The organism is Microbacterium sp. ZW T6_19 (assembly GCF_044987465.1).
GTDB classification, from domain to species: Bacteria; Actinomycetota; Actinomycetes; order Actinomycetales; family Microbacteriaceae; genus Microbacterium; species Microbacterium natoriense_A.
The window spans coordinates 303,299-325,896 of sequence record NZ_JBJDRH010000003.1; the positions used below are offsets into that span (position 1 = coordinate 303,299).

The 22,598-nt window shown below is 68.8% G+C and carries 23 protein-coding genes; 9 read left to right on the forward strand and 14 right to left on the reverse strand.

Translation table 11 applies throughout. The annotated features are described in order from the left end of the window. Window positions 1-149: 149 nt before the first annotated feature. From ACI3KT_RS06485 to ACI3KT_RS06500, 4 genes are all read left to right on the forward strand, one after another. Complete coding sequence (locus ACI3KT_RS06485; RefSeq protein ID WP_404903209.1) at window positions 150-758, forward strand: RNA polymerase sigma factor; 609 nt, start codon at window positions 150-152, stop codon at window positions 756-758. Then, window positions 755-1,210: a hypothetical protein gene (locus ACI3KT_RS06490; RefSeq protein ID WP_307293456.1), complete on the forward strand. Its 456-nt coding sequence runs from the start codon at window positions 755-757 to the stop codon at window positions 1,208-1,210. Before ACI3KT_RS06485 ends, ACI3KT_RS06490 begins: the two co-directional genes overlap by 4 nt. 75 nt (window positions 1,211-1,285) lie before the next feature. Next, window positions 1,286-2,839 (forward strand): S8 family peptidase, encoded by a 1,554-nt coding sequence (locus ACI3KT_RS06495; protein WP_404903211.1) that lies wholly within the window; start codon window positions 1,286-1,288, stop codon window positions 2,837-2,839. Window positions 2,840-2,988: 149 nt separating this feature from the next. Beyond that, a complete protein-coding gene (locus tag ACI3KT_RS06500; protein ID WP_404903213.1) occupies window positions 2,989-5,484 on the forward strand; it encodes a CHAT domain-containing protein in 2,496 nt (831 codons plus the stop codon). 228 nt (window positions 5,485-5,712) lie between these two features. On the opposite strand, the gene ACI3KT_RS06505 is transcribed toward ACI3KT_RS06500, so the two are convergent. From ACI3KT_RS06505 to ACI3KT_RS06525, 5 genes are read right to left on the reverse strand one after another with little or no spacing between them, the layout of a single operon-like run. Next, window positions 5,713-6,489: a DeoR/GlpR family DNA-binding transcription regulator gene (locus tag ACI3KT_RS06505; RefSeq protein WP_292906840.1), complete on the reverse strand. Its 777-nt coding sequence runs from the start codon at window positions 6,487-6,489 to the stop codon at window positions 5,713-5,715. A gap of 2 nt (window positions 6,490-6,491) precedes the next feature. Next, entirely contained in the window at window positions 6,492-7,331 is an 840-nt protein-coding gene (locus ACI3KT_RS06510; RefSeq protein ID WP_404903214.1) for a ketose-bisphosphate aldolase, read from the reverse strand. Continuing rightward, entirely contained in the window at window positions 7,328-8,260 is a 933-nt protein-coding gene (locus tag ACI3KT_RS06515; RefSeq protein WP_404903215.1) for a 1-phosphofructokinase family hexose kinase, read from the reverse strand. The genes ACI3KT_RS06510 and ACI3KT_RS06515 overlap by 4 nt, the downstream gene beginning before the upstream one ends. Further along, window positions 8,257-9,249: an ROK family protein gene (locus tag ACI3KT_RS06520; protein ID WP_404903217.1), complete on the reverse strand. Its 993-nt coding sequence runs from the start codon at window positions 9,247-9,249 to the stop codon at window positions 8,257-8,259. The genes ACI3KT_RS06515 and ACI3KT_RS06520 overlap by 4 nt, the downstream gene beginning before the upstream one ends. After that, the gene (locus tag ACI3KT_RS06525; protein ID WP_404903218.1) at window positions 9,246-10,142 is read right to left on the reverse strand and encodes an SIS domain-containing protein; all 897 of its coding nucleotides are present in this window, start codon (window positions 10,140-10,142) and stop codon (window positions 9,246-9,248) included. The genes ACI3KT_RS06520 and ACI3KT_RS06525 overlap by 4 nt, the downstream gene beginning before the upstream one ends. Window positions 10,143-10,498: 356 nt before the next feature. On the opposite strand from ACI3KT_RS06525, the gene ACI3KT_RS06530 reads away from it, so the two are divergent. The 4 genes from ACI3KT_RS06530 to ACI3KT_RS06545 all read left to right on the forward strand — a co-directional run bounded on the left by ACI3KT_RS06530 (window position 10,499) and on the right by ACI3KT_RS06545 (window position 14,706). Then, the gene (locus ACI3KT_RS06530; RefSeq protein WP_404903219.1) at window positions 10,499-11,743 is read left to right on the forward strand and encodes an extracellular solute-binding protein; all 1,245 of its coding nucleotides are present in this window, start codon (window positions 10,499-10,501) and stop codon (window positions 11,741-11,743) included. Window positions 11,744-11,775: 32 nt separating this feature from the next. After that, window positions 11,776-12,780, forward strand: coding sequence for a carbohydrate ABC transporter permease (locus tag ACI3KT_RS06535; protein ID WP_307293437.1), 1,005 nt, complete (start codon window positions 11,776-11,778; stop codon window positions 12,778-12,780). 2 nt (window positions 12,781-12,782) lie between these two features. Beyond that, the gene (locus ACI3KT_RS06540) at window positions 12,783-13,703 is read left to right on the forward strand and encodes a carbohydrate ABC transporter permease (protein WP_292906826.1); all 921 of its coding nucleotides are present in this window, start codon (window positions 12,783-12,785) and stop codon (window positions 13,701-13,703) included. A gap of 223 nt (window positions 13,704-13,926) precedes the next feature. Next, entirely contained in the window at window positions 13,927-14,706 is a 780-nt protein-coding gene (locus tag ACI3KT_RS06545; RefSeq protein WP_404903221.1) for a hypothetical protein, read from the forward strand. Window positions 14,707-14,764: 58 nt separating this feature from the next. Here the strand turns inward: ACI3KT_RS06545 and ACI3KT_RS06550 are convergent, their stop codons facing one another. The 3 genes from ACI3KT_RS06550 to ACI3KT_RS06560 all read right to left on the reverse strand — a co-directional run bounded on the left by ACI3KT_RS06550 (window position 14,765) and on the right by ACI3KT_RS06560 (window position 17,258). Further along, complete coding sequence (locus ACI3KT_RS06550; RefSeq protein ID WP_404903222.1) at window positions 14,765-15,619, reverse strand: transposase; 855 nt, start codon at window positions 15,617-15,619, stop codon at window positions 14,765-14,767. Between the two features lie 36 nt (window positions 15,620-15,655). After that, entirely contained in the window at window positions 15,656-16,822 is a 1,167-nt protein-coding gene (locus tag ACI3KT_RS06555) for an ROK family protein (RefSeq protein WP_404903224.1), read from the reverse strand. 136 nt (window positions 16,823-16,958) lie between these two features. Continuing rightward, window positions 16,959-17,258: a chorismate mutase gene (locus ACI3KT_RS06560; RefSeq protein WP_045256983.1), complete on the reverse strand. Its 300-nt coding sequence runs from the start codon at window positions 17,256-17,258 to the stop codon at window positions 16,959-16,961. Window positions 17,259-17,301: 43 nt separating this feature from the next. Here ACI3KT_RS06560 and ACI3KT_RS06565 point away from each other — a divergent pair, with 43 nt between their 5' ends. Then, window positions 17,302-18,498, forward strand: a complete 1,197-nt coding sequence (locus ACI3KT_RS06565) for an AI-2E family transporter (protein ID WP_292906819.1) — start codon at window positions 17,302-17,304, stop codon at window positions 18,496-18,498. Window positions 18,499-18,544: 46 nt separating this feature from the next. Here ACI3KT_RS06565 and ACI3KT_RS06570 read toward each other — a convergent pair whose 3' ends face one another. The 6 genes from ACI3KT_RS06570 to ACI3KT_RS06595 form a co-directional block, all read right to left on the reverse strand. Further along, entirely contained in the window at window positions 18,545-18,910 is a 366-nt protein-coding gene (locus ACI3KT_RS06570) for a hypothetical protein (RefSeq protein ID WP_292906817.1), read from the reverse strand. Window positions 18,911-19,026: 116 nt separating this feature from the next. Continuing rightward, window positions 19,027-19,950 carry an ABC transporter substrate-binding protein gene (locus ACI3KT_RS06575; RefSeq protein WP_292906815.1) on the reverse strand — a complete coding sequence of 308 codons (924 nt, stop codon included), beginning with the start codon at window positions 19,948-19,950 and terminating at the stop codon, window positions 19,027-19,029. Window positions 19,951-19,999: 49 nt separating this feature from the next. Beyond that, window positions 20,000-20,722 (reverse strand): ABC transporter permease, encoded by a 723-nt coding sequence (locus ACI3KT_RS06580; RefSeq protein WP_292906813.1) that lies wholly within the window; start codon window positions 20,720-20,722, stop codon window positions 20,000-20,002. Next, window positions 20,719-21,408 carry an ABC transporter permease gene (locus tag ACI3KT_RS06585; RefSeq protein ID WP_307293419.1) on the reverse strand — a complete coding sequence of 230 codons (690 nt, stop codon included), beginning with the start codon at window positions 21,406-21,408 and terminating at the stop codon, window positions 20,719-20,721. The genes ACI3KT_RS06580 and ACI3KT_RS06585 overlap by 4 nt, the downstream gene beginning before the upstream one ends. Continuing rightward, the gene (locus tag ACI3KT_RS06590; RefSeq protein ID WP_292906809.1) at window positions 21,405-22,259 is read right to left on the reverse strand and encodes an ABC transporter ATP-binding protein; all 855 of its coding nucleotides are present in this window, start codon (window positions 22,257-22,259) and stop codon (window positions 21,405-21,407) included. The genes ACI3KT_RS06585 and ACI3KT_RS06590 overlap by 4 nt, the downstream gene beginning before the upstream one ends. Window positions 22,260-22,277: 18 nt before the next feature. Then, on the reverse strand, window positions 22,278-22,580 hold the full coding sequence (locus tag ACI3KT_RS06595; RefSeq protein WP_292906807.1) for a DUF427 domain-containing protein: 303 nt from the start codon (window positions 22,578-22,580) through the stop codon (window positions 22,278-22,280). Window positions 22,581-22,598: the final 18 nt, after the last annotated feature.

Consider the following 22,598-nt stretch of genomic DNA (forward strand, 5'->3'; position numbering starts at 1 on the left):
GGGCCGGCGCCGGCATCCACACGGGCCGTATCCGCCCGGGTTTTGCGGGATGTGAACGGGGCCTCACCCGCTCCACGGGTTCATTTATCCGGTACACGTATCAGGAAACCCTTGCCGCGCTCCTTCATGGTGTGATCACAATGGGTCTCATGATCGACGGCGGTCCCGACGCCGATCTCGATCCGACCGAAGACGGGGCGGCGCGGTGGCAGAGAGCCGCAGCCTTCTTCGGCGCATGGAGAGACGGCGACAGCCGCGCGATGGACGACCTCGTGCGGCTGATGTCTCCTGTGCTCTGGCACGTGGTGCGCGCTTACGGCCTCGAGCGGATGCTCGCGGAGGACGTCGTGCAGACCACGTGGCTGCAGCTCGTGCGCGGGCATGAACGGGTCGCCGATCCGCGTGCGGTCGCGGCATGGCTCACGACCACCGCCCGCCGCGAGGCGTGGAAGGTCGGCAAAGCGCACGGCAGAGTCGATCAGACGGATGCCGACGGCCTCGACGTCCTGCTCCCGCCACAGGTCTCCGCCGAGGAGCGCGCCACCACCGGCGATGAGAGACGACGGCTCTGGGCAGCCGTACAAGCCCTCGACGAGCGGTGCCAGCGGCTGCTGCGCGTGATCGCGTTCGAAGACCGCCCCGACTACGCCGCTCTCGCCGCCGACCTGGCGATGCCGATCGGCAGCATCGGTCCGACGCGCAAGCGGTGCCTCACCAAACTCCGCGTCCTGCTGGAGCCTGCGGGAGGAGCATCATGACCGAGCACGAAGACGCCGAGCTGTTCGCGCGGCTCCGCTCCCTGTGGACCGAGGTCGACCCGATTCCCGCGAGCCTGATCGATCGCATGATCGCGACCGTCGCCACCGACTCGTTGTCGGCGGAGTACGCGCTGCTCACCCTCGTCGACCAGCCTCTCGGAGAGGTCAGGGGAGACGCGGATGCTCTCACGCTGCAGTTCAGCGACGGCACCACAAGCATCCTGCTCCACGTCACCACGACGGCGAGCGGACGCCATCGCATCGACGGCTGGGTCGACACCGCCTCGGCGGCGATCGTGCTCAGCCAGGGCGACGGCATCCGCTCCACCGCCCCCTCGGACACCGGTCGGTTCGTCTTCGACGACGTGCCCGCGGGCCTCACCCGAGTGCGCCTGACGACCAGGGTCGGCGATGAGGATCGCACCCTGTCGACACCGCAGTTCGAGCTGTGATGACGGCCACCACCCGCATCTGACCGGCATCCGACGACGACACCGCGGGCACGCCCGCCATGAGAGGAACGACCGATGGAGCAGCCCGAGGGATGGACCTGGCAGGATCGCGCGGAAGGATCGATCCGCCGCGGCACGGCGCTCGATCCGAACGTCGAACGAGTCGACGGCATCCAAGCCTTCCCCACCGCATACCTGCCCGAGCGGCTGCTGATCACGCACGACGACGACAACGGCGCCTACGACCGCGAGGTCAAGACCCTGCACGAGGCGGCGGCGTCGTTCGGCTGGCAGCTGATCCTCGACGAGCCCGCGCAGCGGCGGGGTCTCACCGCCGAGATCCCCTGGTTCGTGCGCGCCCGTCTCACCACGCCCGATGACGCGGGCAGCGGCGAATCGCCCGTGGCACCCGACGCCTGGCGCGTGCTGCAGCGCGCGCGGAGGATCTCTCGTTCGCCCATGCCCCGCACGAGCCTCGAGCACGTGCTGTCGATCGACCCCGTGGGACTCAACCCGTTCACCAGGACGAACCCGTTCACGCGAACGAATCCGTTCACGCGCACGAACCCGGTGGGCGCCGGGGGAGCCGCGGGCAGCGAGGACTACCTGCAGCCGGGGCGCGGTGCTCGGCAGCCGGTGAGCTGGCTCGGCCCGGCGCCGCTGCGTGGCCCCGCCCCGCGCAAGGGCCGCCGAACAGTCGTCGCGGTGCTCGACACCGGATGCGGGGTGCATGAGTGGCTTCCCGACGACATCGTGACGAAGCACGTCGACGTCGACGGGGTGCCGGTCGGGCTGACCGACGACGCGGATCCGGAGCGCTACCCGGATCTGTACGGGCAGCTCGACGGCGAGATCGATGCGGTGGCCGGGCATGGCACCTTCATCGCCGGTGTCATCCGCCAGGCGGCGCCGGATGCCGACATCCTGTCGATCCGCATCGCCGGCGCTCTCGGCGTCGTCGACGAGAGCACATTCCTGGACACTCTCGCGCAGGTCGTCGAGCTGTTGCGACGGCACCGCGAGAACCCGCACACCGGGCATCCGATCGACGTCCTCAACCTCTCTCTCGGGTACTACCACGAGACGCCCACCGACGGGCTCTTCAGTCTGACCCTGAACGCCCTGCTGACCAGGGCGCGCGAGCTCGGCTGCGTCGTCGTGTGCTCGGCGGGCAACGACGCGATCGACCGCCCGTCGTTCCCGGCCTCGCTGTGGGCGTGGCCGGGCGCCGACAACGGCATCCCCCGCGATGACGACGCTCCCCTTGTATCGGTGGGCGCGCTCAATCCGTCTTCCTGCTCGGTCGCGCTGTTCTCGAACGTCGGCCCGTGGGTGCGCGTGTATGCACCCGGCGCCGCTGTCGTGAGCACGTCACCGGCCTTCGTCGGCGGAGAACAGGCGTCGTCGAGAGCAGATTTCGCGGGGCTCAGCCGGGAGACGCTCGACCCTGACGATTACCGCGGTGGCTTCGCGGTGTGGAGCGGAACGTCGTTCGCGGCCCCGTACGTCGCGGGTCGGATCGCGGCGCAGCTCGGCGCGGTTCCCCTCGCGGGGGTGAAGACCTCGACCGCGGCAGAGGCCGTCAAGAAGGTGATGGAGGGACTGCCCACGCCGGTGGTTCAGGGCTGATCACGGGCACAGCGGGCGCGCTCCGACGTCGACGGAGGCGCCCCTCGGCCGGCTGATCGGCCGCCTCGCGATGCTCACAGCCGGCGAACGCGGAACATCTCGAGCGCCGCGCACTTCCCCCGGCGCTTCGGGCACGCCATCCTGGGGACATGCCCCTGTCTGCCGCCGAACTGCACCGCCGTGGAGTGACCGCGGCGAACGCCAGGAGGTTCGGCCAGGCACGACGCGCGTTGACCGCAGCATCGGCCCGTGCCGACGATCACGACCTGCGCGCGCGGATCGACGGCACTCTGGCCTACGTCCTCGCGCAGACCGGGCACCCCGGCGACGCCGAGCGGCTCTCTCGCAAAGCCCTCGCCCGGCCCGGTCTGAGCGCCGAGACGACGGCGATGCTCGGAGGGCAGCTCGGCACACTTCTGCTGCACTCCGGTCGCCTCGATGAGGCGCAGGCGATGCTCACGCTGGCCATCGACGGAATCGACGCCGCCGCCGACTCGGGCGACGCCGACGAGGTCGGCGCCGAGACGACCGAACTCGCGAACCTTCTCATGAACCGTGCGGTGACGCGGATGCAGCTGCACGAGCTCGCCGCATGCGTCGCCGATCTCGAACGGGCCGCGGCCATCTACGAATCCCGAGGGGAGGACGAGCCGCTCGCCGAGGCACGCCACAACCTGGGCTACGCCGCGCTGCTGGGCGGCGACCTGGTGACCGCGCTCGCGTCGATGACCCGTTCGCGACCGACTCTCGCCGCCACGAGCGATCTCGCCGCCGCCATCAGCGACCTCGACCGCGCCGAGGTGCTGCGCGATGCCGGCCTCACGACCGAGGCCGAAGAGTTGCTCGCCACGGTGGCCGAGCAGTTCGGGGCGCAGGGCATGCGCCAGGCCCGAGGTGAGGCGGAGTTCCATCTCGCCAGATCGCAGCTGCGACACGACGTCGCGGCCGCTGAGCGCACGGCCGCCACGGCGGCGCGCCGTTTCACCCGCCTCGGCAACGAGGGCTGGGCGGCCCGAGCCGACGCCGTGCGGCTCGAGGCGCGGGTGCGAGCCTCGCGCCCCACCGCGGCCGCGGACTTCGCGCGCACAGCATCCGCTCTGCGCACAGCGGGATTCCGCACCGAGGCGACCGCGCTGGCACTGACCTCGCGACTCGTCGACGACGGGCGGATGCCGCGCCTCGCCGCCGACGCCCCGACGCCGTTGCGGTTGCGCGCCTTCGAAGTGCGGGCGGTGCGCGCCTCGAGCGTCGGGCGCGATGCGCAGGCACGGCGCGACGCGGCGGCGGGCCTCGAACTGCTCACGGCATGGCAGCAGTCGTTCGGCGCTCTCGACCTTCAGGCCTCGGTGGCGATGCACGGCACCGAACTGATCTTCGCGGGTCTCCGGGCCGCGGCCCGATCGGGCGACCCTGCTGTTCTCTTCGAGTGGTCGGAGCGCGCCCGCCACCTCAGCCAGCAGGTCGCTCCTGTGCGCCCGCCGCACGATGACGGGCTCTCGGCGGATCTCGCCGAGCTGCGGATGCTGCGCGCCGACCTCGCCGGTTCCGACTGGACCGCCGACGCACGCGTGCGAGCGCTGCGCGACCGGGTGCGGGAACGCCAGTGGTCGGGAACCGGCACCTCGGGGAGCCGAGATCGGATCGGGCTCTCCGAGGCCCAGGTGCTGCTGGGCGATGACACCGCGATTCTCGCCTACGTGTTCACCGGCGCGGAGTTGCGATGTCTGGTGGCGACGGCATCCGGCTCATGGACCGTCGCTCTCGACTGGCCTCGCGTGCAGGCCGCTCTCGACGGTCTGCGAGCCGACCTCGACGTCGCCGCGCTCACCCGCGGAGGACCGATGGCCGGGCCGGTCGAGCGCTCGCTCGCGGATCGCCTGCAGCGTCTCGACCGCGAACTGATCGTGCCGCTGGGGGTCGACGCGGGGCGCTTCGCCCTGACCGTGCCCGGTGTGCTCGGCGGCATCCCGTGGGCGATGCTGCCGAGCCTGCACGGCGTGCCGTTCACGCTGGCGACCTCGGTCTCCCGGTGGCTCGAGCATCGCGACGGCGACCACGTTCGTCGACGCCCCGCTTCAGCTGTGACGGAGGTGGGCGGCCAGGCCCTGACCGCGACGGCCGGCTTCGCGGCGGGCCCACGGGTACCGCGCGCAGAGGAAGAGGTGCGACGTGCGGCCGACGCCTGGGAGGTCGCCGAGGTGCTGACCGGCGACGGCGCACAGGTCGACGCGGTCACCGATCTCGCCGCGCGCAGCGACGTCCTGCACATCGCCGCGCATGGGCGGCACGCCACCGACAACCCGCTGTTCTCGGGGCTCGAGCTCGCCGACGGCGCGCTCTTCGGCTACGACATCGACCTGATTCCGCAGACTCCGGCCACGGTCGTGCTGTCGGCCTGCGAGCTCGGCCGCTCTTCCGTGCGGTGGGGCGAAGAGGCGCTCGGCATGACCCGGGTCTGGCTCCACGCCGGCACGCGGTGCGTGATCGCCGCACCGGTGGTCGTGGCGGATGCTGTGGCCGGAGAGCTGCTCGCAGCCGTGCATGCGGGCCTCGCGGCAGGCGAGGATCCTGCGGATGCGCTGGCCGCGGCATCTCGCCGCACCGGCCTTCATGCGCCGTTCCAATGCCACGGCAGCGGATTCTGAAGAATTTCTCCATTCGATGTATCAGACGCGGCCTGACCCGCTCCTGATCTTCGGAAGGTGCCGATGCGAAAGGGCTTCGAGAAGGCGGAGCGCGGGAGGCGCAGTCGAACTGGGGAACCTGTGCACTGGGGAGTGCAGGGACACGACATGGACACCGACTACTCAGGGGGTGCCGCGGTTGCAACCGCGGCACCCCCGCCGGGTTTCATCCGGTCGCCGAGCCAGGGCTCAGGCCGTGCGCACCTCGTAGCCCGCTTCGCGCAGCGCGGCGAGAGTTGCGGCGTCGGCGTCGGCATCCGTCAGCACCACGGGGAAGAGCTCGGCCTCGCCCACGGAGGCGAATGCCGTGATCCCGAGTTTGCTGGAATCGGTCACGACCACGGCTTGCCGGGCTCGCTCGGCCATCATGCGGTTCACGGCAGCCTCGCGCTCATCCTGCGTGGAGGCGCCGGATGCCGCATCCATCCCGTTCACCCCGATGAATGCGATGTCGAGGCGCACTCCGCGCAGCAGCTGTTCGACGAACGGGCCGACGAGCTCGTAGCTGCGCGAGTGGATCACGCCGCCCGTCACGACGACCTTGATGTCGGGGCGGGTGGCGAGCTGGGCTGCGATGTTCACGGCGTTCGTGACGACGGTGATGCCGCCGCCCTCCGCGAGATCGTCCCTCGCGGCGAGCGCGGCGGCGATGGCCGTCGTCGTGGTTCCGCCGGAGAGGCCGACGACCATGCCGGGGAGCACGAGCTCGGCCGCGGCCTGGGCGATCGCCTTCTTCTGCTGAGTGCGCAGGTGGCTCTTGTAGCGGATCGGCAGCTCGTAGGCGACGGCCTGGGCGACGGCGCCGCCATGGGTCCTCGTGAGAAGGCGCTGCTCGGCGAGACTGTCGAGGTCACGTCGAGTGGTGGCCTGCGACGCACCGAAGCGTTCGACCAGGTCCTCGACCGTGACCTCCCCCGACGCGGCCAGCAGATCGAGGATCGCGTTCAGACGCGCGGCTCGCTTCATGACTACGACTCTAGGGCGAACGATCGCAGCATCCGCGCGGCCTCCCCGGCGAGCGCGTCCCGGGCGGGCTTCAGGTACTTGCGCGAGTCGACGAGCGAGTCGTCGGCGCCGAGAGCGTCTCGGATCGCACGCGTGAAGAACCCGTTCAGGTGCGTGGAGACGTTGATCTTCGTCATGCCGGCGCGTACGGCATCGGCGATGACGGCGTCGGCGACTCCGGAGGAGCCGTGCAGCACGAGAGGGACAGTGAGGGCGGCGTGCAGCCGCGCGATCAACTCGAGATCGAGAGATGCGGAGCGATCGAGCATGGCGTGCGACGAGCCCACCGCCACGGCGAGCGCGTCGACTCCCGTCGCCTCCACGAAGGCCCGTGCCTCGTCGGGGTCGGTGCGGACACCCGGCGCATGCGCTCCGTCCTTGCCGCCGACCTCGCCGAGCTCGCCTTCGACGTACACGCCGGCCGCGTGCGCCCGCTCGGCGACGGCAGCGGTCAGGGCGACGTTGTCGTCATAGGGCAGTGCGCCACCGTCGAACATCACCGAGCCGAACCCCAGCGCGATCGCCTCGTCGACGAGCTCGGGGCGCTCGGCGTGGTCGAGGTGCACCGCGACAGGCATCGACGAGCGGCGAGCCACCGCGAGCGTGGCCAGTGCGATCGGTTCGAGGCCGCCGTGATAGTCGGCGCAGTTCTGCGAGATCTGCAGGATCACCGGCAGCTGCGCCTGCTCCGAGGCGCGCGCCAGACCCTCAGCCGTCTCGAGGTGGATCACGTTGAACGCGCCGATGCCGGAGCCGCGGCTCGCGGCGTCCTTCACCAGTTCGCGGGCGGAGACGAGGGTCATTCAGGGTCCTTCGGTGAGTACGGTCGCACGGTCACGCGCGCTTCGAGTTCGGGCCAGGTGTCGGAGATCTCGCCGGCGAGCGGCATGAGCACGGCGGCCGCCGACCATGCCGTGGCGCGGCGCAGGATGCGCTCGGAATCGCGCTCGCCCTCTGCGAACAGCACGGCGCATGCCGCGACGGCGGCATCGCCGGCGCCGGTCGGGTTTCCTGCGAGAGGTGCGTCGAGGCGCGCGTGCAGTGCGCCGGATGCCGTCACGGCCAGCATCCCCTCGGCGCCGAGCGACAGCAGCACCAGTTCGACGCCCCGGTCGATGAGCGATGTAGCGCCTTCGATCGGGTCGGCGATGCCTGTGGCCTCGGCGAGTTCGGCGGCGTTGGGCTTGAGGACGGATGCTCCGGCATCCGCGGCGCGCAGCAGCGCAGGCCCGGAGGTGTCGACGATCACGGGGACGCCGCCATCGCGGCCGACCCCGATGAGCACGGGCAGCAGCTGGTCCGGCGCACCGGGTGGCAGGCTGCCCGAGATCACGAGCACAGACGCGCTCGGCAGCCGTTCGAGGACCTCGGCGAGAAGAGCCGCCCACTCCGCATCCGACGGATTGACGCCGCGTTCGTTGACGATCGTCGTGTCGCCGCGCTGCTCGTCGACGACCGCGATGCTCCGTCTGGTGGCTCCCGCGACCTCGACCAGCACGTGCGGGACGCCGGATGCGCTCAGCTCAGCGGCGAACTCGACGCCGGTGCCGCCGCCGACCGTGGCGATCGCGGCGACCGGGACGCCGTGAGCGTGAACGACCCTCGCGACGTTCAGGCCCTTGCCGCCGGCCCGGGCGATGCCGGCATCCGCTCGGTGCGAACCGCCGAAGGCCAGGTGCTCGACGTGCCAGGTGAGGTCGAGCGCGGGATTCGGGGTGACGGTGAGGATCACGTCAGCTCCCTGGCCCGCAGCGCGGCGCCGATGAGGCCGGCGTTGCCGGAGAGCTCGGCCGGAACGAGGACGGGCAGGCGATGGAAGCTCAGTCGCGCCTCGAGCCGTGCGCGGAGCTCATCGAACAGCGCACCGCCCGCGCGCGACAGGCCGCCGCCGATCACGACCGCCTGCGGCGCCAGGACCGCCGTGAGCTGCGCGAGCGACAGGGTGAGTGCGTCGAGGGCGGAGTTCCAGATGTCCGCAGCAGCCTGATCTCCAGCGGCCGCGCGCGCGATGACGTCCTTCGCGCCATCGGGCGTCACGCCCGTCGCCTCGCGGTAGCGGCGAGCGAGCGCTCCGGCCGAGGCCACGGCCTCCAGGCAGCCACGAGCGCCGCATGCGCACTCGGGCCCGTCGGCGATCGGCGAGTGCCCGATCTCGCCGGCATAGCCGCCCGCGGTGTACGGCTGTCCCCCGACGAGCACGGCGCCGGCGATGCCGGTGCCGATCACGAGGACGACAGCGTCCGCATAGTCACGGGCACCGCCGAGGCGATGCTCCGCCCAGCTCGCTGCACGGACGTCGTGATCGAAGGCCACGGGAAGGCCGAGCCTCGCACTCGCGAGGTCACGGAGCGGCGAATCGTGCCAGCCGAGGTTGCTGGCGAACACTCCGATGCCGGCATCCGCGTCGACGATCCCCGGCACGACCAGGCCGACCGCCTGCGGCACCACATCGGGATGCGCGGCTCGGAGCTCGGCGGCGAGCACACCGAGACGCTCGATGATCACGGCGGTGCGATCGCCTTCTGCGGTGGGCGTCGGCGTGCGACGCAGGCCGAGCGCGGTGCCGTTCGCGTCGAACAGCGCGGATTTGATGTCGGTTCCGCCCACGTCGAAGGCGAGCACCGGCGCGCCGGCGCCGAGCGCGCGCACCGCGGCCAGCTTCTCACCCGTGGTGTCGCGTCCGACGTCAGGGATGCCGACGCCTTCGGGCGTCGACATCATGCATCCAGGATCACGGAACGCGTGAGGCTGCGCGGCTGGTCGGGGTCGAGCCCCCGGAAGACGGCTCGATCGAGGGCGACACGGTGCAGACGCACGAGATCGGCCATCGGGTCGATCGGATGCTGTACGAAGCGCGCTCCCGTGGCTTCGACCTGAGCCGAGAGCCCTTCGGGAGCCTCGCCGAACTGCCAGGTGATCCGTCCGGGGGCGGCGATCGCGATCGGGCCGTGACGGTAGTCCATCGAGGGGTAGGACTCGGTCCACGACTGCGAGGATTCGCGCATCTTCAGGGCCGCCTCGTGCGCGAGACCGATGGTCCAGCCACGACCGAGGAACGTGTACTGCTCGGCATCGCGCAGGCCGTCGTCATCCGTGCCCGCCAGCACGGCTTCGGCATCGGCGATGGCGCTCGCGAGGTCCTCTCCGAGAGAGGCGCGGAACAGCGCGAGGGCGGTGGTCGCGAAGCGGGTCTGAACGACCGATTTCTCGTCGGCGAACGGCATGAGCACGGCCTCGTCGACCAGGGAGACGAGGGGCGAGGACTCATCGCCGATCACTCCGATCGTCGGGATGCGTCCCTTGATCCTGTCGACGAGCTCGAGCACCTCTGTCGTCGTGCCGGAACGCGTCAGGGCGACGACCGCGTCGTAGCCGCGATCGACGAAGGCTTCAGACGCGGCGAAAGCGTCGGTCTCGCCGAACCCCGCGTTCTCGCGCAGCGCGGCGTAGGACTGCGCGATGAACCACGAGGTGCCGCAGCCGACGACGGCGACACGGGCGCCGCGGTTCGGGAGCAGCGCCTGGCCATCGCGCAGATCGGCCGCGCGGGCCCAGGTCTCGGGCTGCGAGATGAGCTCTGCGCGCATGTGCGCGCCGGGCAGAACGTCGGTCATGATCGACCCCTTCAAAGTCTTTGCGTGATTGTGATTGTTCTATGCGTGATTCGATCATAGTATTGCGCTCAAGGAAATGAATGCAACCGTGCTCTTGATTTTGTTCGTTTCCTTGACAAATAATCGAACAAGTTCCACCGCCTCTCCGCCGATTCCGTGGACGAAGAGGTCACCAAGAGCCCACCCCGGCTCTGCGATCTCCGTTCCGTGAGGAGCGGGATCACACGCACCGTCGCGTGAGTGTTCGCGGCTGTGCATCATCGCCGCTCTGCTGGAGGCGCCCTGCCGCTCCATCGGAGGGCACCCTCGCCGCTCTCCTCCGAAGCGGCGGACACACACAGTGAGGAAAGCAACACATGAAGAAGTCACTGCGATTCGGCGCAGCTGCGGTAGCAGCCGTCGCCTCCCTTTCACTCGCTTCGTGCGGATTCGGCGGTTCTGGCGGTGGCGGTGGCGACGAGGGCGGCGCGACGACGCTCGACCTGCTCGTCCCCAGCTACTCCGACGCGACCAAGGGTCTGTGGGAAGACGTCATCAAGGGATTCGAGAAGGAGAATCCCGACATCAAGGTGAAGCTCGAGGTGCAGTCGTGGGACAACCTCGAGAAGGTCGTGTCCACCAAGATCCAGGCCGGCGAGGCCCCCGACATCTACAACGGAGGCCCCTTCGCCGGCTTCGTCGGCGACGACCTTCTGTACCCCGCCAAGGACGTCGTCTCCGACGACACCTACTCCGACTTCCAGGACGCGTTCCTGAAGAACGCCGAGGTCGACGGCACGGCGTACGCCCTGCCGCTGATCGCATCGGCTCGTGCGCTCTTCGTCAACAACGCGCTGCTGCAGCAGGCCGGCGTCGAGGCTCCGACCAACTGGGACGAGCTGCTGGATGCCGCGACCAAGGTCTCAGCCCTCGGCGGCGGCGTGGCCGGCTACGGCATGCCGCTCGGATCTGAAGAGGCGCAGGCCGAGGCGGCCGTATGGCTCTGGGGCGGCGGTGGCTCGTTCGGCGACGCATCCGAGATCACGATCGACACCCCTGAGAACCTCGCCGGCGCCGAGCAGATCAAGAAGATGATCGACGCCGGAGCCACCCAGGCCGACCCCGGTTCGACCAACCGCTCGCCGCTGATGGACATCTTCATCCAGGGCAAGATCGGCATGCAGGTCGGTCTCCCGCCGACGGTGGGCCAGATCGAAGAGGGCAACCCCGACCTCGACTACTCGATCGTTCCGATCCCGACGGCCGACGGCTCGCCGTTCACGCTGGGTGTCATGGACCAGCTGATGGCGTTCAAGAACGACGACGACAAGCAGGAGGCGATCACGACATTCCTCGACTACTACTACTCCGCCGACGTCTACGTGCCGTGGGTGCAGGCCGAGGGATTCCTTCCCGTCACCAAGTCGGGTGCTGAGCAGCTGAACAGCGACGAGAAGCTCAAGCCGTTCCTCGACGTGCTGCCCGACGCGCAGTTCTACCCCTCGACGAACGCCAAGTGGTCGGCCGCCGACGGCGCGTTCAAGTCGCTGTTCGGTCAGCTCCAGTCGCAGCCGGCGGCTGACGTGCTGAAGCAGATCCAGGCACAGGTCGACGCAGGCTGAGCCTCGAGAGACGGAGAGGTTCGGGTACAACCATGAGCCAGACGACAGAGTCCTCGAACCTCGAGGGGGCGGCGAAAGCCACCCCCTCCGTCCCCGCGGGGGCGGCCTCCGGCCGCTCCCGCGCCCCGAAGACCTCAGGCGCCGCGCGCGGCAGGCCGAGCCTGAAGGACCTCCTCCAGGCGCTGCCCTGGATCGCACCGGCCCTGGTGCTCATCATCGGCGTGGTCCTCTTCCCCGCCGGCGTGATGTTCTTCAACTCGACCCGAGACATCTCCCTCTCGGGCCTCGACAAAGGCTCGGTCGGCTTCGACAACTTCGCGACCGTGTTCGCCTTCGCCGAGTTCTGGCCGATCTTCTTCCGCACCATCGTGTGGGTGGTCGTGGTGGTGCTGTTCACCGTGCTCATCTCGCTCGGGCTCGCCCAGATCCTGAACAAGGCCTTCCCCGGCCGGCAGATCGTGCGGATGGCCGTCATCATCCCCTGGGCGGCGTCCGTCGTGATGACCACGATGGTCTTCTACTACAGCCTCGAGCCGTACTTCGGCATCTTCAACAAGTTCCTGTACGACCTCGGCCTGTCGAGCGACCCCGTGGGCTTCGGCTGGACCAAGAACCCGCTGACCGCGTTCATCTGGTCGATCGTCATCGCGATCTTCGTGTCGCTGCCGTTCACGACGTACACGATCCTCGCCGGCCTTCAGACGGTGCCCTCCGACACTCTCGAGGCCGCGAAGATGGACGGAGCCGGGGCCACCCGCACCTACTGGACGATCGTCGTCCCGCAGCTGCGCAGCGCCCTCGCGGTCGCCGTCCTCATCAACATCATCAACGTGTTCAACTCGCTGCCGATCCTGAAGGTCATGACCGGGTCGATCCCCGGCTACGGCGCCGACACGATCATGACGATGATCTTCAAGTACATCGAGCTGCAGAAGAAGGTCGACGTCGCGAGCGCGCTGTCGGTCGTCGCCTTCCTCATCGTGATCGTGATCGTCGCGATCTACGTCAAGGCCGTCAAGCCCATGAAGGAGGTCTGATCATGACCGTGACCGAGACCGCCCTCGTGACCACCCGCGGCACGGGAGCTCGAGCTCCCCAGATCGGACGCAAGCGCCGCTACACCGAGGATCAGGTGTCGTTGCCCCGCGTCATCCTGCGCATGGCCGCTGGCCTGCTCGTGCTCCTGATCTTCGTGCTCCCGTACCTGATCATGTTCTTCGGTTCGGTGAAGACGAAGCCGCAGATCCGCTCGGTGAACCCCACGTATCTCCCGACCGAGTGGCACTGGGAGAACTTCATCACGATGTGGGCTACGCCCGAGACGCCGCTGCCGTTCAACCTCGTCTCGACGATCATCATCTCCGTCTTCGCGACGTTGCTGGTGCTCGCGGTGTCGCTGCCCGCCGCGTACTACACGGCCCGGTTCCACTTCCCCGGTCGCATGGTGTTCCTGTTCCTCGTGATCGTCACGCAGATGCTGCAGCCGGCTGTGCTCACCTCGGGTCTGTTCCGCCAGTTCACCGTCCTCGGCATGGGTGACACCTGGGCGGCGATGATCTTCATCAACGCCGCGTTCAACCTGTCGTTCGCGATCTGGATCATGCACTCGTTCTTCGCCGGCATCCCCAAGGAGATCGACGAGGCCGCGCAGATCGACGGCGCCGGGCGCTTCACGGTGCTGTTCAAGATCAACCTGCCGCTGGTGTGGCCGGGCATCGTGACCGCGATCGTCTTCACGTTCGTCGCCTGCTGGAACGAGTTCGCGGCATCGCTCGTGATCCTCTCCACCGACAAGAACCAGCCGCTCTCGGTGGCGCTCACCAAGTTCGTCGGCCAGTACGAGACGAGCTGGCAGTACGTGTTCGGCGTCTCGCTCGTCGCGATCCTGCCCGTCGTCATCCTGTTCATGCTCATCGAGAAGCGCCTCGTCGGCGGGCTCACCGCGGGTTCGGTGAAGTAGGACGCATTCCGCCCGCCCACTTCGGGGGCCGACACGCCAGATCGGGGGACGAATCGGTCGAAACGTCCCCCGATCTGGCCTGTCGGCCCCCGATTCCCGATTCGTGAGGGGTCGGTGAGGGATGCCGGCGGCATACGGAGCGTTGTGGTCGTCCACACACGTGGCGTCTGCCGTCCCCGCCGGGGCGGAGGAGTGGTAGACATCTCCTGACCGAGGGGGAATCATGCCGGCATACGCACGTCTTCTGCGAATCGGCGCCGTGATCGCGGCGACGACGATCCTGCTGAGCGGATGCTCGGCGTCGCAGCCTTCCGACGATGCGCCTCCTTCGCCGACGCCGTCGGCCACCGCGGCAGAGGCCGTCGTCACCCGGAGCGGCGAGCCGATCGCTGGAACCGGCACGGCCATGCCGATGGACGTCGCGTTCCCCATCCCGGACGGAGACTTCCGCTCGGTCACCCTTGCCGTCGACTGCGTCGGCGACGTGACGTTCCAGGTCGGGGTCGACGACCCCCGGGGCGAGGGGCTGTCGCTTCAAAGAGGCAACTGCGGCGACACTGCGGTGTTCAAGTGGCCGCTCACCCCGACCACAGACGGGTCGCTGACTGTCGTGATCGCCGCGGGCGTGGCGTGGTCGGTCACCCCGAGCTTCTCCACCGCCGCGTTCGTCGTTGACCCGGAGATCGCCGAGGACTGCGCGGCGTACTCGACGGCCTACGGCCTCATCTACAACGCCGACATCGGCTACACGCGGTACGACGACATCGACGAGGCCGAGTGGAACGAGCGCATCGACACTGCTGCCGACTCGCTCGCAGACCTCGCGGATTCCTCACCGTCGCGCCTCGCGGAGTCGTTCGCCGAACTCGTGCCGATCCTGCGGGACCCGCAGCGCGTGCTCGGCGACGTCATGTCGTCGATTGGCGCTCAGAACTCCACCATCTCGGAGATCTGCGGCGCGAATCAGAGCCCGGTCAGGTTCGACGCGGACTACGGAGCCTGATCCTGTAGAGCGAGTCCGACGTCCTCAGGGCCGCGGCTGCTTGCCCGCGGGCACAGCATCATCCGTCGCGCAGAGCGTCGAGCGCGGCCTTCGCGTCAGCGGCGGCAGCGTCCGTCTCGGCGGCCCGCTCGGCGGCGCCATCCCGACGCTCCTTCGCGGCTGTGGCTTCCTCCTCCGCCGAATCCGCGTCGACGCGGGCGCGGGCGAGCTCCTTCTCGAGCTCGGCGATCCTCGCCGTAGCCCGTTCGGCGCGCTCCGCGGCATCCCGCGCATCTTTGTCGGCCTTCTGCGCATCCCTCACCGCCCGCGCGTGCGCCTGCTCGGCGTCGTGCACGGCCTTCTCGGCCTTGTGCCGCTCACGGCGCGCCCGCAGCTCGTCGACCGGCTCGGGAGCGGATGCCGGCGCCTCAGGGGTTCCTCCACCGACAGCAGCCGCGAGGTCGACGGTCGCAGCGGGTTCGAGTTCGCGCACCAAGCGGCCCGACGCGACGGCGGCCGCGGCCTCCGGATCGAAGAACGCGGCGGAGATCGTCTGACGCACGGCCTCGAGCGTCGCATCCGTCACTCGAGCTCCGCGCGCCTTCGCGAGCGACGCGGCCTCGGCGGCCAGCTTGGCGGTGAGCGCCCGGCGCTGGCGCCCCAGTTGTGCAAGCGCGGCCGCATCGAGATCGGCCTGCGCCTCGCGGAGTTCCTCGGCCAGTCGCAGCGCCTCGCCGAGCTGCGCGGCACGCTCGTGAGCGAAGACGTTGACCACCCAGGCAGCACCGCTCGGCTTGCGCAGCGCTGTGATCTGCTCGGCGAGCACCCGATCGGCTGCGGACTTCGCCCGAGCATTGCGTGTGGCGACGAACTCCTCAGGCGGCCCGGCGTACAGTTCCGCCGCGACCTCGAGAAGCGTGGAGTCGGCTGTCATGCGAGCGACCATACTCCCCCGCGCACGTCGCCCGCTTCAACTCCCGTCGGCGCCGGTCCCGGAAAGCTGCTCGGCGCTCCACTGCACACCGAGCGCCGACGAGAGCGCGAGCTGTCCTGCCCCGATCGACGGATTCGTGCCGCCCCGCGCGTAGCGCACGGGCACCGATGTCGTTCCGGTCGCGAGGTAGTCTGCCTCTTCGCGCACGAGATCGAGGAAGCGCTCCCCGAGTGCGCGCACGGGCCCGCCGACGACCACCTCTGTGGGATCCAGGAGGGCCGACGCGAGCTTGACCGTGCGCGCGAGCGCACGCGCGCCCTCGGCGATGATGACGTCATCCACCGCCCGGGCGAGAACGGTGACCTCGCCCTCGCCCATCGCGTCGGTGAAGTCCTCGCCGAGCATCGCCGTCATCGACGACGCCGATTCGAGGCATCCGCGACGCCCGCACCGGCACAGGCGCGCCTGCTCGCCGAACTCGACCTGAACGTGCCCGATCTCACCGGCGCGGTCGCGTGGACCGGGGGCGAGCTGCCCATCGATGGTCACGGCCGCGCCGATTCCCACGCCGATGTGAACGAACAGACGGTAGCCCGGGCTCTGCACCTCTCCGACCGCTTCGGCGATCGCCTCGGCATCGACGTCGTTCACGAGCAGAACCGGCACACCGAGCGCGGCCTCGAGCCGATCGGCGAGCGGCACGTCGCTCCATCCGAGTTGCACGCTCTCGAGCACTTTTCGCCCGTCGGTGGTTCCGGGCAGCTGAGCGGCGGCGACGAGCAGACGCTCGCCGTAGTCGACGGCGATCGCCTGGACGGCCTCATCGAGCTTCCGATCCCGCGATTCAGCGGAGTAGGCGATCGTGCGGACGTCGATCTCCGCGCTGTCGAGCACCAGCAGCGCGAGCCGTGCATCGGTCGGCCGGATCACCATGACCAGGATCAGGTGGTGCGCGGCATCCACGCTCAGAGTCGTCGCCCTCTTGCCACCGGTGCTCGCGGCCTGCGCGCCCTCGACGATCAGGCGGCTGTCGATGAGTTCGGCGACGAGAGACGACGCGGTCGCCGCAGTGAGCCCCGTAGCCCTCGCGATACCGGCCCTGGTCTGGACTCCCCGGCCCCGGAACACGAGCTGCAGCGCACGCCGGAGATTCGCACGCCGAACAGAGCCTTGAGTATCCAGAACATCGTCGCTGTTCAGCATTGCTGGTCCATCGTCGGGAAATGGTTGACAGGGTCCCGGGTACTGCGTACCCTCGACCATAGTTTATTCAATAAACTAAGTTGACTGCCCCGGGTGGATGAGTGCTGCACACACCGTCGTCCACCCGGGGATCAGCTCATCGTCCTTCGGCCGCTTCGGTGTGATGACGGATGACCTCCGCCACCACGAAGTTGAACCACTTCTCGGCGAATTCGGGGTCGAGGTGAGCGTCCTCCGCCAGAGCGCGCAGGCGTGCGACCTGCTGTTCCTCGCGGCCGGGATCGGATGCCGGCATCGCGTGCTCCGCCTTGAGATGACCGACCTGCTGCGTCGCGCGGAATCGCTCGGCGAGCATGAAGATCAGCGCCGCATCGATGTTGTCGATGCTCGCGCGCAGTCGGAGCAGTTCGGCTTTCGGGTCCAGCGCGTCGGTCATGCACATACTCTACGGTCCCCACGCGGCCCGATATCGTGAGCACATGAGCCGAGAAGAACCGACGCCGTCCGAGAGCGAAGAGGCCACGGCATCCGTCCCGGCGGACGAAGCAGCGGCACCCGTCGTGGAGATGATGATCACGCCCGACCCGCGCCGCGTCGTGATCGAGCCCATGACGCCGAGCCGCTCGTTCTGGACCCGTATCGACAAGCCGTTCGTCTTCGGCTTCCTCGTCACGCTCGGCGGGCTGGCGGCGATCGTGCTCGGCCTCGCCGTGACGAGTCTGTCGACCGTGCTCATCTACATCGCTCTGGCATTGTTCGCCGCTCTCGGCCTCGACCCCGCCGTGCGGTTCCTCGAGCGTCGCGGCCTCTCGCGTGCGGCCTCGGTGGTCGTCGTGATCCTCGGACTGATCGTCGTGGTCGGGCTGATCCTGTGGATGGTGCTGCCGATCGTGATCGACCAGGTCGCGAGCTTCGTGCGCTCGGTGCCGGGGATGATCCAGGACTTCACCCGCACCGACATCTACGCGACCCTCGAGAAGCAGTTCGGCGACCAGTTCGAAGACCTCGTCGCCGACATCCAGAAGTTCCTCACCGATCCGGGCAACATCGCCGCGATCGGAGGCGGAGCGCTCAAGATCGGCGCCGGCATCGCGAGCGGCATCTCGGGGGCCATCGTCGTGCTGGTTCTGACGCTCTATTTCGTCGCGACCCTCCCCGGCATCAAGACCGGCCTCCTGCGCCTCGCCCCGGCGCGCGACCGCATCAGGGCAGGAGAGATCACCGAGCAGATCACCGACTCGGTCGGCGGCTACGTGATGGGCATGGTCGTGCTCGCGTTCTTCAACGCGCTGCTCGCGTTCCTGCTCTACCTGTTCCTCGGACTCCCGTTCCCGCCGCTGATGGCGACGGTGGCGTTCTGCATCACGCTGATCCCGCTCGTGGGCTCGGTGATGTTCTGGATCATCGGAACGGGGCTGGCGCTGTTCACGAACCCGGTCGCCGCGCTGGTCTTCGGAATCGTCTATCTCGTGTACATGCAGGTGGAGGCATACGTCATAACACCCCGTGTGATGAACCGCGCGATCTCCATCCCTGGTTCGCTCGTCGTGATCGGCGCCCTCGCCGGGGGCACTCTGCTCGGACTGCTCGGAGCACTCGTCGCGGTGCCGGTCGCGGCATCCATCCTCATCATCATCAACCAGGTCTGGGTTCCCCGGCAGGACGCCCGGGTGTAGTCACAGCCGCTTTCTCACATAGCGCTGGCTTGCGTCATCGAGCGGGTTAGAGCCCCTGGTCGACGACGCCGACGAACCGGCTTCCGACGCCCTCGAAGTACCCGCGATGCAGCCCGGCGGCCGGCTTCGGAAGCTCGTCGACTGAGTGCTGGCGGCAGATCACGTAGGTGAACTCGGGCCACCACTTCTTCGGCCTCGCCGTCTCGGAATAGCCGCACACATCGCAGGTCAACGTGACCCAGACAGGGCGCGCACCCTTCTTGCGGTTCGATCGGGACTGGACGAGCCATGCGGGCGGATCCTGCTCGAGCGCCGCGAGCTCTGACTCGCTCGCGCCGTCGCCGAAACCGTGGCGGTCGGCCATCTCCAGGGAGATGTCGAGCCGTTGGGCGAGATCGCGCTTCGAGATCATGCCGATGTGTCCGTTGCCATACGGTCTATTCTCTCAGGCCGCTCCCTTCGGCCACACGGCGCGTACGAGGAAGGGGCCTTCCGACGGTCGTCTGAAGGCCCCTTCCTTGTAAGCGATCAGACCAGACCCTGCTCCTCGAGCCAGGCCTTGGCGATGTCAGCCGACGACTTCTGGTCGACCGTGCTCTGCACATTGAGTCCGACGAGCTCCTCCGCGGTGAGCTTGGCGCTGATCGCGTTGAGCACGTCGGAGACGTCGTCGGCGATGTCGCTCGACACGATCGGCACGACGTTCGATGCGAGGATCAGGTTCTTCGGGTCCTCGAGCGCGACGATGTCTTCCGTCTGGAAGGCCGGGTCGGCCGTGTAGATGTCGGCGACCTGGATCTGACCTGCGAGCAGCGATTCGAGCGTCGTCTGGCCCGTGGCCGAGAACGCGAGGTCCACGCCGTAGACCTCCTTGGCCGCAGCCGGCCCGTAGGGACGCTGCTCGAACTCGGGTGCCGCGCCGATCGTGACCGGAGTCGTGACCTTGGCGAGGTCGGCGATGGTCTTCAGGCCGTTCTCGTCGGCGAAGCTCTTGAGCACCGTATAGGTGTCCTGGTCGGACGCCTCGGCGTAGTCGAGGGCCGTCAGCTCTTCGGGCAGTTCCTCCTTGAGCGCCGCGTACACGTCGTCGGGGCTCGTGACGTCGGTGCCGTCCTTCGAGAGGTACTCCAGCAGGCTGCCGGTGTACTCGGGGAACACGTCGATCTCGCCCGACTCGACCTCGGGCATGTACGCGTCGCGCTGGCCGATGTTGAGCTTCTTCTCAACCGTGAATCCAGCGTTCTCGAGCGCCTGTGCGTAGATCTCGGCGATGATCTCGTTGGAGTAATACGCCTGCGAGCCGACGACGATCGTGTCGGAGTCGCCCGAGCCGGAGCCTGCATCGGACGGCTCGTCGAGCGGGTTGCTCGAACTGCAGGCCGACAGGGCGAGTGCGGCTGCGGCGACCAGGCCGACGGCGAAGGCTGTGCGCTTGCCTCGTGCTGTGAACATGACTTCCTCTTCTCTGGGAGTGCGGGGATCTCTGGTGCTGTGGGTGGGATCAGGCGGGGACGGATGCAGGTGCCGGGTCGGCCGCGCGACGGCGCACGGCTCGCGGTGGACGCAGGCCGGCAGGAACCGCCGCGTGCTGGGCGGCCGCGAGGAGCAGGTCGACCAGGAGAGCCAGCACCGCGACGATGATCGCGCCGGCGAGGACCTGGTCGAAGCGACGCAACGGGATGCCCTGGATGATCGGCCAGCCCAGTCCGCCGAGATTGACGTAGGCGGCGATCGTGACCGTGGCGATCACCTGGAGGAGAGCAGAGCGGATGCCGCCGAGCAGAAGCGGCAGCCCGAGCGGCAGTTCGACCTTGAAGAAGATCTGCCACTCGGTCATGCCCATGGCGCGGGCGGAATCGATCACACGGCGGTCGATGGCCTCGAGCCCCGTGTACGCCCCGGCGAGGAGCGAGGGGATGGCGAGCAGCACGAAGGTGGTGATCGCCGCTTCAGGAATGCGGAGCACGCCGAGCAGCAGCACGAGGAGCACCATGAGACCGAACGCCGGGATCGCACGCGCGGCGCCGGCGACCGCGACCGCGACCTCGCGACCTCTGCCCGTGTGGCCGATGAGCCAGCCGATCGGCAGGGCGATCGCCGCGGCGATGAGAACCGAGATCGCCGTCAGCGCGAGATGCTCGCCCAGCAGCTTCGGCAGCGCGTAGTTGCCCGTCCACTGCGCGGGAGCGAGCATCCAGGCGATGGCCTCGGCGAAGAGATTCATGCGGCCGCCCTCGTCGTGGCGACGCGAGCGGTCGCCCCCTGCGCCGCAGCTGCGTTCGCCCGGGTCCACGGCATCAGCGCCCGGCCGATCAGCATGAGCACCAGGTCGAACACGAGGGCGATGATCACGACCGCGATGACGCCGGCGAAAACCTCGGCGATGATGCGACGCTCGAGGCCGTTCGTGAAGAGGTAGCCGAGGTTCGTCACGCCGATGAGGATGCCGACGGTCGCGAGCGAGATCGTGCTCACTGCCGTGACGCGGAGTCCCGCGAGGATCACGGGACCTGCGAGCGGGAACTCGACCGCCCAGAAGCGGCGGAACGGGGCGAAGCCGGTGGCCGTCGCCGCCTGCCTCACGTCTTCGTCGACCGAATCGAGTCCGTCGGCGACCGCGCGCACGAGGATCGCCACGGCGTAGATCGTCAGGGCGATGATGAGATTGGGCGCGCTGATCGCCGAATAGCCCAGCGTCGCGGGGAGCAGGATCAGCAAGGCGAGCGAGGGGATCGTGTAGAGAAGCCCTGTGAGCACGATGACCGGCCCGCGCACCAGGCGGTACCGCCAGGCGACCCAGCCCAGAGGCAGCGACAGCACGAATCCGAGCACGATCGGGATGACGCTCTGCTGAAGGTGGATCACCGTCAACTGGAGGATCAGCCCGAAGTTGTCGACGACCCAGTTCACGGGGCGGCTCCGTCGGCAGAAGCGGGAGCCGCGGCATCCGACCCGACGATCGCGCCCTGCGTGCGCCCTTCCGAGTCGACCACGACGAGCCCGCGCGGCGTCTGCTTGAGGCTCAGCGCCCGACGCCCTCGGTCGGCGCCGATGAACGCCGCGACGAAGTCGTCTGCCGGACTCTCGATGATCTCGCTGGGGCTGCCCACCTGCACGATGCGCGCTCCCTTGTCGAGGATCACGACCTGATCGCCCAGCAGGAACGCCTCGTCGATGTCGTGCGTCACGAACACCACGGTCTTGTCGAGCTCGCGCTGCAGCCGGCTGGTCTCCTGCTGAAGATCGGCGCGCACGATGGGATCGACGGCGCCGAACGGCTCGTCCATCAGCAGGATGTTGGGATCGGCCGCGAGTCCTCTGGCCACGCCGACGCGCTGCTGCTGCCCGCCGGAGAGCTGGCTCGGGTAGCGGTCGGCGAGTGCGCGATCGAGTCCGACGGTGTCGAGAAGTTCGCGCGCGCGGGCGTGGGCGGCCGTGCGCCCCACGCCGTTCAGCCGCAGTACGGTCGACACGTTGTCGATCACGCTGAAGTGCGGCATGAGGCCGGAGTTCTGCATCACGTAGCCGATGCTCCGGCGCAGCTTCACGGGGTCGCCGCCGAGCACGCTCTCACCGTCGATCTCGACGTCGCCCGAGGTCGGCTCGACCATGCGGTTGATCATGCGCAGCAGAGTCGTCTTGCCGCATCCTGACGAGCCGACGAAGACGGTGGTCTTGCGCGAGGGCAGCACGAGGCTGAAGTCGTTCACGGCGAGCGTCCCGTCGGGGAATCGCTTCGTGACGTTGCGGAACTCGATCAAGGCGGTCTCCCGTCGGGGTTACGGCGAGACCTCGACGCCCGGCGCGAACGCGACGTAGCCCGAGAAGTCCTTGCCGACGCGGTCGAAGGCGGTCGGATACGGATGCGGGTAGGACCATGCCAGGTCTTCGTGAAGCTCACCGCCGGCCCGCACCGACCAGTACTGGCACACGCCCTTCCACGGGCAGGTGTAGGGGGTCGGGCTCTCGACGAGCACGTCGGGCGCGACGGACGCCGGAGGGAAGTACCAGTTCCCCTCGATGCGGATGAGATCGCTCTCGTCGGCCTCGGCGATGGTGGTTCCTGCGAGTACGGCCTTCATGGTGCTGCCTCCTCAGAT

Excerpts from the sequence above, each read along its gene's own strand:
- ACI3KT_RS06485 (WP_404903209.1), top strand. The coding sequence starts at position 150 with ATGATCGACGGCGGTCCCGACGCCGATCTCGATCCGACCGAAGACGGG.
- ACI3KT_RS06490 (WP_307293456.1), top strand. The coding sequence starts at position 755 with ATGACCGAGCACGAAGACGCCGAGCTGTTCGCGCGGCTCCGCTCCCTG.
- ACI3KT_RS06495 (WP_404903211.1), top strand. The coding sequence starts at position 1,286 with ATGGAGCAGCCCGAGGGATGGACCTGGCAGGATCGCGCGGAAGGATCG.
- ACI3KT_RS06500 (WP_404903213.1), top strand. The coding sequence starts at position 2,989 with ATGCCCCTGTCTGCCGCCGAACTGCACCGCCGTGGAGTGACCGCGGCG.
- ACI3KT_RS06505 (WP_292906840.1), bottom strand. The coding sequence starts at position 6,489 with ATGAAGCGAGCCGCGCGTCTGAACGCGATCCTCGATCTGCTGGCCGCG.
- ACI3KT_RS06510 (WP_404903214.1), bottom strand. The coding sequence starts at position 7,331 with ATGACCCTCGTCTCCGCCCGCGAACTGGTGAAGGACGCCGCGAGCCGC.
- ACI3KT_RS06520 (WP_404903217.1), bottom strand. The coding sequence starts at position 9,249 with ATGATGTCGACGCCCGAAGGCGTCGGCATCCCTGACGTCGGACGCGAC.
- ACI3KT_RS06525 (WP_404903218.1), bottom strand. The coding sequence starts at position 10,142 with ATGACCGACGTTCTGCCCGGCGCGCACATGCGCGCAGAGCTCATCTCG.
- ACI3KT_RS06530 (WP_404903219.1), top strand. The coding sequence starts at position 10,499 with ATGAAGAAGTCACTGCGATTCGGCGCAGCTGCGGTAGCAGCCGTCGCC.
- ACI3KT_RS06535 (WP_307293437.1), top strand. The coding sequence starts at position 11,776 with ATGAGCCAGACGACAGAGTCCTCGAACCTCGAGGGGGCGGCGAAAGCC.
- ACI3KT_RS06540 (WP_292906826.1), top strand. The coding sequence starts at position 12,783 with ATGACCGTGACCGAGACCGCCCTCGTGACCACCCGCGGCACGGGAGCT.
- ACI3KT_RS06545 (WP_404903221.1), top strand. The coding sequence starts at position 13,927 with ATGCCGGCATACGCACGTCTTCTGCGAATCGGCGCCGTGATCGCGGCG.
- ACI3KT_RS06550 (WP_404903222.1), bottom strand. The coding sequence starts at position 15,619 with ATGACAGCCGACTCCACGCTTCTCGAGGTCGCGGCGGAACTGTACGCC.
- ACI3KT_RS06555 (WP_404903224.1), bottom strand. The coding sequence starts at position 16,822 with ATGCTGAACAGCGACGATGTTCTGGATACTCAAGGCTCTGTTCGGCGT.
- ACI3KT_RS06560 (WP_045256983.1), bottom strand. The coding sequence starts at position 17,258 with ATGACCGACGCGCTGGACCCGAAAGCCGAACTGCTCCGACTGCGCGCG.
- ACI3KT_RS06565 (WP_292906819.1), top strand. The coding sequence starts at position 17,302 with ATGAGCCGAGAAGAACCGACGCCGTCCGAGAGCGAAGAGGCCACGGCA.
- ACI3KT_RS06570 (WP_292906817.1), bottom strand. The coding sequence starts at position 18,910 with ATGATCTCGAAGCGCGATCTCGCCCAACGGCTCGACATCTCCCTGGAG.
- ACI3KT_RS06575 (WP_292906815.1), bottom strand. The coding sequence starts at position 19,950 with ATGTTCACAGCACGAGGCAAGCGCACAGCCTTCGCCGTCGGCCTGGTC.
- ACI3KT_RS06580 (WP_292906813.1), bottom strand. The coding sequence starts at position 20,722 with ATGAATCTCTTCGCCGAGGCCATCGCCTGGATGCTCGCTCCCGCGCAG.
- ACI3KT_RS06595 (WP_292906807.1), bottom strand. The coding sequence starts at position 22,580 with ATGAAGGCCGTACTCGCAGGAACCACCATCGCCGAGGCCGACGAGAGC.